Origin of the sequence: Rhodopirellula sp. UBA1907 (assembly GCF_002337565.1) — a bacterium.
Lineage (GTDB): Bacteria > Planctomycetota > Planctomycetia > Pirellulales > Pirellulaceae > Rhodopirellula > Rhodopirellula europaea.
Genome location: NZ_DDGH01000066.1, coordinates 139,592 through 146,337 on the forward strand (window position 1 = coordinate 139,592; position 6,746 = coordinate 146,337).

Annotated in this window: 6 protein-coding genes; 3 read left to right on the forward strand and 3 right to left on the reverse strand. The window is 54.1% G+C overall.

From position 1 onward, the window contains the following. Positions 1-237: 237 nt before the first annotated feature. From B2R17_RS14850 to B2R17_RS14860, 3 genes are all read right to left on the reverse strand, one after another. Positions 238-378, reverse strand: coding sequence for a hypothetical protein (locus B2R17_RS14850; RefSeq protein WP_286764590.1), 141 nt, complete (start codon positions 376-378; stop codon positions 238-240). Positions 379-1,178: 800 nt separating this feature from the next. Further along, positions 1,179-1,796: a hypothetical protein gene (locus B2R17_RS14855; protein ID WP_286764591.1), complete on the reverse strand. Its 618-nt coding sequence runs from the start codon at positions 1,794-1,796 to the stop codon at positions 1,179-1,181. Between the two features lie 571 nt (positions 1,797-2,367). Beyond that, positions 2,368-3,723 (reverse strand): integron integrase, encoded by a 1,356-nt coding sequence (locus tag B2R17_RS14860; protein WP_286764592.1) that lies wholly within the window; start codon positions 3,721-3,723, stop codon positions 2,368-2,370. A gap of 804 nt (positions 3,724-4,527) precedes the next feature. On the opposite strand from B2R17_RS14860, the gene B2R17_RS14865 reads away from it, so the two are divergent. From B2R17_RS14865 to B2R17_RS14875, 3 genes are all read left to right on the forward strand, one after another. Beyond that, complete coding sequence (locus B2R17_RS14865) at positions 4,528-5,043, forward strand: hypothetical protein (protein WP_286764593.1); 516 nt, start codon at positions 4,528-4,530, stop codon at positions 5,041-5,043. 168 nt (positions 5,044-5,211) lie between these two features. Further along, positions 5,212-5,712 (forward strand): hypothetical protein, encoded by a 501-nt coding sequence (locus B2R17_RS14870; protein WP_286764594.1) that lies wholly within the window; start codon positions 5,212-5,214, stop codon positions 5,710-5,712. Positions 5,713-6,053: 341 nt separating this feature from the next. Further along, positions 6,054-6,215 carry a hypothetical protein gene (locus B2R17_RS14875; RefSeq protein WP_286764595.1) on the forward strand — a complete coding sequence of 54 codons (162 nt, stop codon included), beginning with the start codon at positions 6,054-6,056 and terminating at the stop codon, positions 6,213-6,215. Positions 6,216-6,746 lie beyond the last annotated feature (531 nt).

A 6,746-nucleotide genomic window follows, 5' to 3' on the forward strand; every position in this document is an offset into this window, starting at 1 on the left:
TGCCCAGGTGGTGGAATTGGCAGACACAGGGGACTTAAAATCGGTCACGGTGGGTTTTACCGTGTTTGGCATTCACCGGCACTCGCGCGGCATAGTGATGCGTTTAGCCCGCGAATTGCTGGGCGATTTCGTGTAGCACGTTTGATCAGACTGGCATTCTCCGGCGTCACCGTGGCGTGGTCGTGCCGCAGAGATGGTGCCGAATATGTCACCATTTGAGATCTAATTGAAGACAACTCAATCAATGTGCCATGCGGGACGATTGAGATCACACCACCAGGTGTCCACCTCAACGTTGGATTTCTTATTCGCCTGAAAGGCATAAACCGAGGAAGCCATCAATGGCTCGGTTTTCGAGAACTCAGGCTTCGTCAGCATTCGCTCGGCATCGTCATGAACCTTCAAGCCGCGGATCTACTTGCCGTTGGCGTCTATGGCCTTGTCTGATTCCGCAACACCCTCACTCTCTGTTTAAATGTGTCGCGTCCACGTGCAAAGGTGCGATTCCAAAACCAGTGCGAAGCTTCGATTGAGAGGCATCTGAACAGGTTGATTTGCCAATCCCAAACTTATCAGTCACGAGACACCTTGTTTCTGTTTTTGAGATTACGCCGACAAAAACCCAACACAATTGCCGCTGTTTTCACAAGAATCCAAACGTTCGAATGCGTTCAAACGCGAGCCTCCGCGAACGCCCTACGGCAGAGTAGCAAATTCACTTTGGTGATCAACGAATGCTCGATGGAGGGCTTCGAGATTGGCTCGATCGCCTTTCTGAGCTTTGCACCCGGCAGCGACCGAACATTTGGAATTCGCCCGAAGGACTCTACAGGCCATGACGAAGCCGTTGGCTGCAGTTCGATGATGTGAAGGAGCGAGCCTTCTCCCCCCTAGAGGCAGCATCAACTGTCGTCGATTCGGCGAGCGCTCGCCGAATTCGTGTCCCGAAAAGCAGGTTCCGAGAGTGATGCGGAGGGCTTTCTAGCAATGCAATAAAGTGACGTCCCACCGGACTTTGCCGGTCACTTCAAATGCCTTGAGAGGAGGCTCACATCGGTGCATCGTGACAATTTGCGGTGGTCACAGATCGACCCGCGAATGGTCGCACGCAATGGATTCCGCGCTCGAACGAAACCAATCGGGGAGGACAGCTTGAAGCAAGCCAAGCGTGTCTGCGGTCATTCGTCATCCAAATCCCAACGATCAAGTATGTACGCTTCAGCATCCGGTGGAACGGTCAGGTCCGTGAAAGGATCTCTCGGATCGTCAGCGGTCGTGTAGTCATTTCTGAGCATGTTGGGGCGAAACAGCACGTCATGCCCCGCCACAATACGAAAGCCAAGCTCGGCCAACTCTCGATCTGGTAGCTCGGTGATTCCCCTGATCATGACCGTGGCCGTTTCGTTTGGAAACATGTCACAGATGGAGTCGAGGATCATCTGCTGCCAGTCTCGCAGCGATGGATGCAGCACGACCTGGTGGATAAAGATCAAACCTTGAACTGGATCGTCGAATTCGAAGTCCTTCCTGATCCCGGCGAAGTCAATCGCCGGCTCGATCGTTGCCGAATAAACCATCTCCCAGCCCTGCGAGTCGGCATCACAGACATGCAAAATGCTCTGTCCCGCGGTCTCGGCGCGTGAGATGTCGAGGTAGTCGACTGCGACCCTGCCCGCGATGACTTCCTCAGAATCGCCCTCGTCGGTCAAACAGACAACATCGACCACATGCGGCCGGATGTACTGGTTCGGCTCAAAAGGCTTGGGATGATAAATCGATTTTGTTCGCAGTTTCATCTGCTTCCTTTGAAAGAGAAAGGTAAATCGGCAGTGCTCGCGTGCAACATAACAACGCCAACCGATCACCGCCTCGGATCAATCATGTCATGCGGAATCGTCCGTTCCGGCAGGACTCAGATGGCCTGCCCCATAGTTAACATCTCGGCAATTCGTTCCACCGTTGACTTGAGCCATCCACAGGAGCGACGAAAAACGATTAAGCTGCTGCAGCCCCCAACACCCCTAGCAGCGTGTTGATTTAGTCGTATACCGAGTGACAACAATTAGCCGATGGGCGTTAGCCCCGGTTGGCGTCTGACTAACCGCCGCTAACGCGGTGCGGCTCATTAAATCAACAGCCCGCTAGGGCTACGTTTGACTGCTCCCCACCATTTGCTTGACGCGTGATTTTCTGTGGCTGATAATCATGTTCCATGACCCGCGTCGACGCGGCATCTCGAAAAGTCGGCGACACTCTTTCGAGGGTCACCCAAGGGGACGAAGTCCGCGAGATCTCTACCACTTACTCGATACTCACCGTGTCGACGCGGGGTTGATTCGACGCGTGTCACTGCAGCGGTCGCCAAGATCACTCCAGCCGCTCCGCGCCCCCCAAGCGGTCCGCAGGGCTCCGCACGCGACTGTTGATTCCAACATCCACGTGCACGTAATTCATCGTGGTTTCGATATCTTTGTGTCCCATTAATTTTTGAACCGTCGGAAGATCGGTCCCGTCCTCGACAAGATGAGTCGCAAAGCTATGCCGCAGCGAGTGCGGCACTCCGTTCTTGGTGATTCCAGCCACCCGTTGCGCGGTGCTCAGTGCGTTGGCAAATTGCTGCTCGGCAATATGATGTCGCCAGACAATGCCACTTCGCCGATCACGCGCTCGCTGTCGCGAAGGGAACACCCATCGCCATCCGATCTCGCGACCCGCGTTGGGATACTTTCTTGCCAACGCAAATGGTAGATACACCTTGTCATAACCATCTTCCAAATCCTGATGGTGCTGCTGGGTCGCCCATGCAATTTGACGTTGCAAATCAGGAACCACTTCATTGGGCAAGAACGTCATCCGATCTTTTTGCCCCTTGCCGTCGCGTACCAGCAAACGCCCTTCGTCAAACCAGACATCTTTGATGCGCAATCGACGGCACTCTTTGTGCCGAAGCCCTGATCCGTACATCAGCAGAAACATGATGCGGTGCACGCCAGTCAAATTCTCTAGCAAGTGGCCGATCTCTTGACGGCTATACCACACCGGCATCGTCTCGGGTCGCTTCACGCGAACCGCATTGAGGAATCCGATTCGCACTCCAAGGATGCACTCGTACAGGAACAGCAAGGCGGACCTTGCCTGAGTTTGAGTGCTCGTTGCCACCTGACCTTCAACAGCCAACTTCGTCAAAAACGATTCGATATCCTTTTGGCCGAACTGTTCCAGCTCGGTCGAGCCGACATGGCTCATGAATCGCTTGATCCATCGCACATAAGCCTTCTCGGTCGCCATTGAATAATGCAGCACCCGCAGATCAGCTCGCATGGTCTGGATCAGTTTGGGTTCGCTCGGGTCTTGCTTGCCACGAATTGCCGCGAGTTCCTCCTCGGTTGGCGGCACATCCAAGTCAAAATTGCGTTCCTGCTTGCCCAGTTGCGCCAGCTTGGCGACGATCTGTGTCAAGTCAGGCTCGGAACGTTTCAGCACCGTGTCGCGATAGTGTTCCAGCGACCGAACCGCCTGCCAGCGTTGCCAAGCGGGTGCACCTGACTCAAGCAGCGTTCGCGAGAATCGCAGGGCCGTGTCGTGATTGACGGGCAACTGATCGATCAAGCCTTTTGGGAACGACAACGCGTAGCGTCGAAGCCACTTCGGAAACCAAATTTGGTCAGACTCTCCGATGTCGTCCGCCACGGCCACCGCACGCTCAAAATCTGCGAGTGTCATCAAAACGATCCTTTCAGGACGCACCGTTGATCAAGCTGGACGAATGCAGCAGCCTCCGCCGAGAGGTTGCCGAATCCCTCGGAAAGCTATCGAGTCAAGTGATATTGGTCAAATGGCCCTACTCAGTAGGGTCGTATTGCTCGAGCGAGTCAAGTGATATTGGTCAAACGACCAAACTGAGTTGGGGCGTATTGCTCGGGCGAGTCAAGGGATATTGGTCAAACACCCTAACTCAGTAAGGGTGTATACTGGACTTTCCCGAATACGACCCTACTGAGTAGGGTTCAATCTATCGTTCGCCGACTGAAGAATGATGACCGATCGCAAACCTGATATTCGACGCGATACGAAGCACGGGGCACGCGAACTTGCGTCGTTTGTCGTTGGTTCGCTTCCGTTGGTTCTGGCTTTGTTCGTTACCGGCGTTTTGATGCGGTCCGGGTTCTGGACGCTGATTTCACTTCTTGCTGGATTCCCTACCGCATTCCTCATCATGTGGATCTTCGCCCGTCATCCCACTTGCGACTCGTGTGGCAGAGTGGTCCGGCAAAAGTCGCTCGACACCGACCTGGAGACTGGTAAGCTCTCGTACTATTGTCCTAGCTGCAATATCCGTTGGATAACGGATCTGAACGCACCTGGATTTGGCACCGGTGGTGGACTTTGATCGTGCTGGCGGGGGTGAACTCCAAGGTAGCGGCGAACCATCCATGCACCCGCGTCGCCGAGTCAAGCGTTTTGAAAACGGAAGATCTCTCGCGGAGGTCGAGTGATCGCAATTCGTTCGCCTTCCGAGATTCACCGATGAGACTTATCGCGATCGCCCTCCTTCTGACGACAACGTGTATCGGATTTGCGCAGGATCCAAAATCGGACGAAATTCCAATGCGGTACTCGAAGTTCCAAGGTGATTGGGTGGTCGCTTCGATGCAAACAGAGACTGATCGATCAGAGAAGCGACCAGAAATCCTTGTTACTGTAAAGGGTGATAGGTTTACACTCAGCGGGACGGGCGTCGCAAAAGACCTTCCCCAACCCCTTGAGTTTAGAATTCCCAAAGACAACAAAGAGAATCCCTACCGCGAGCTTCAAAGACGGGGGGGAAAGAAAATAGGCGACATTGTTGACGTCGACAATCAAATCATGGTTTTCTGGTTTGTTGGAATATATAAATGGGCGGACGAGGATCTTCATCTCGCCCTGAAATACTGTGGACAAGGAATCGAGGGTCAACATTTTCGCGATTTCCGGCCACCTTCGTCGTTCGCTGACGATCCTACCGACGGCGAGGTGCGACTGGTTCTGAAGCGAAAAAACTAGGCGAACCATGCAATGCACCAGAGTCGCGAAGTCGGGCGTTTTGACAATTGAAAATCTCTCGTCGCGACCGGGTGATTGCAAACGTTACCCCACTAAGAATTGACGTACACTCGCCTACCAACTGAGCTCGAACATCGGGCGAGGACACTTCTTGCTCGTTGCCAATCCGTGCTTGACGACCTTGTTGGTGCGCCGTGTCTGCAATTCGATGCGGTAGACATCTGCCAAACGGACAATGGTCCGACGATCGACGTCGATGGCGCTACAGCCACTCTGTTGGTCGGACCTCATGCGACGAACTGCGAGTCAACACTCGTTTCCAACGTCGCACACGAGGCCGTGCACCTACACTTGACTGACGGAAAACAGGGAGACGCCAGCGGGCTTGAAGAGGGCTTCGCGGTGCACTTCGAGCTTTCTGCTGTCGAGCGACACTACGGGGCTGGCGAACGGCAACGACATATTGACCACTTGCCCGCTACTTACCTGACGGCTTTGCGTGACTACGAGCACCTGCTTACACTAGAGTTCAATCCCGCGAAACTTGTGCGGCAACGCCATGGTGCGCTATCGGGCGTTTCGCGTCGTGATTTGCGTCGACTCTTTCCCGGCGTCAGCTGGTGGATGTCTTATCGCTTAGCTCGACGTCGACGGATGCGATCGGGGTAACCATGCCGTGCACCGGCGCGGCGTCAGCGCGTTTTTTGATGGTTAGTTTTACTCTCGCCGCCCGGTGACGGCGGACGTTCCCCGACAGGCATCTTTTGAACTCATACGCTTCTCGACACGACGAGCTTTCGAGCGGAAACCGCAACGCGAGATGGTTCAGCCGCAAAGCTGGGACAATCGCTTTGGCAGCACATTCGATTCTCGTTGTTGGGACGGCTCTCCTTGTTCGCTCCGGATTGAAGCAATCATCGGAGGCAGCTGGATTGTGGCTGCTGTGGTATGCTTTAGACTTTCCCGCTTCTCTTGGTGCAGGGCCGGCCGAGAGTTACCTTCGCGATGTAATGGATTTCGACACCCTGTATGTATTCGGCTTCGCCCTTTACTTCTTGGTGTTCGGCGGCCTTCAATACTTCATTGCGGTTGGCACTATCGGCGGATTGTATTTCCGGTTCCTGCGGTCAGATGGGAATGGTGACGATCGAGACAACCAAGCAACGATGTAAATTCACAGAAGCGGGGAACCATCCGTTCCTGAAAGAGTTTAGCGGGAATGAATTGTTTTGATCTTTTTTCGTTTGGTTGGTCGGGAGCGGTAGCTTCACACCTGCTCCGGTGCTTGGGTCGGTGACCGGTTTTCTATTCGGTTGACATGTCGATCCGTGATGGATGGATCTTTGGTTCGGGTTAGTTGCAGATCGTTCTTTTCGTTTGCGATTGCACCTCGATACATTCCTTCGTGGGGTCCCATCGTGAGCGTGTCACGATGCCTTCACTCAATCGGTGAAGCACTATCTATCGGATACGATTCCGCTTGCTGCCAAGTCAGGGCTCCTAATCAATGCAACGTGTCGACTGTCAGGCTGAGCGGACTCAACGAGGTGGCATCTACGCATGGTTCCGGGCGAATTGACTCGGGCAAGCCGACTCCTCAGGTAAGCATTGATCCGGAGATCAACGAACCGAGTAGGAGTCGAATGCTCATCACAAAAAGACACTTCTTATAGGCAGACTTGGGTGCAGTCGGTCTGGTAGCA

Excerpts from the sequence above, each read along its gene's own strand:
- B2R17_RS14865 (WP_286764593.1), top strand. The coding sequence starts at position 4,528 with ATGAGACTTATCGCGATCGCCCTCCTTCTGACGACAACGTGTATCGGA.
- B2R17_RS14855 (WP_286764591.1), bottom strand. The coding sequence starts at position 1,796 with ATGAAACTGCGAACAAAATCGATTTATCATCCCAAGCCTTTTGAGCCG.
- B2R17_RS14850 (WP_286764590.1), bottom strand. The coding sequence starts at position 378 with ATGCTGACGAAGCCTGAGTTCTCGAAAACCGAGCCATTGATGGCTTCC.
- B2R17_RS14875 (WP_286764595.1), top strand. The coding sequence starts at position 6,054 with ATGGATTTCGACACCCTGTATGTATTCGGCTTCGCCCTTTACTTCTTG.
- B2R17_RS14860 (WP_286764592.1), bottom strand. The coding sequence starts at position 3,723 with ATGACACTCGCAGATTTTGAGCGTGCGGTGGCCGTGGCGGACGACATC.